At 57.1% G+C, this 566-nt stretch carries 1 protein-coding gene; it reads left to right on the forward strand.

Annotated features, from left to right (window positions below):
• Window positions 1–304 precede the first annotated feature (304 nt).
• On the forward strand, window positions 305–566 hold a 262-nt coding region (locus tag E1297_RS51105; RefSeq protein WP_368669420.1), incomplete at its 3' end, for a toll/interleukin-1 receptor domain-containing protein.

Genomic DNA, 566 nt, shown 5'->3' on the forward strand with positions numbered 1-566 from the left:
ATGAACAACCTTCTCAGAACTCACAACTAGATGCACTTCGCCAGTAAGGGGTCATCGCTCATCGGCCGCCGCAGCCGATTGCCCTGCATGTGGGGGCCGCTATAGCCGTTACGGTGGCTATGGGGGCGGCTACAACAACTACACCTCATAAGCTTCCCCTTCCTACTCCTCCTCAGCGCCCAGCAGCCGACCGAGCATTGGTGGATCGGGAAATCGGACAGCAAAGCCACGCTGGTCGAAAGCAAGCTCGGGTGTATGGTACACATCGGAGCAGGTGCAGGCGCTCACACCCGTTCGCGATAACGTGGAGAACCTAGCGGTCTCGCAACCTGACCTTCGAGGTGTGTTTCTCTGTCATGCGTGGGATGACAGGCAGGGGTCGGCGAAGGAACTCTATGATCTACTCGAATCGTGTGGCGTCCGTGTGTGGTTCAGCGAGAAGGACCTTGGTCTTGGTGTCCCGATGATGAGGGCTATCGACAAGGGCTTGGTAAATTCACGCGTTGGGATTGTCTTGGTGACCCCGGCAATGCTGAAATGGAGTTCGTCCCTGTTTCCGGACAGTC

Source organism: Roseibium sp. RKSG952 (genome assembly GCF_009711355.1).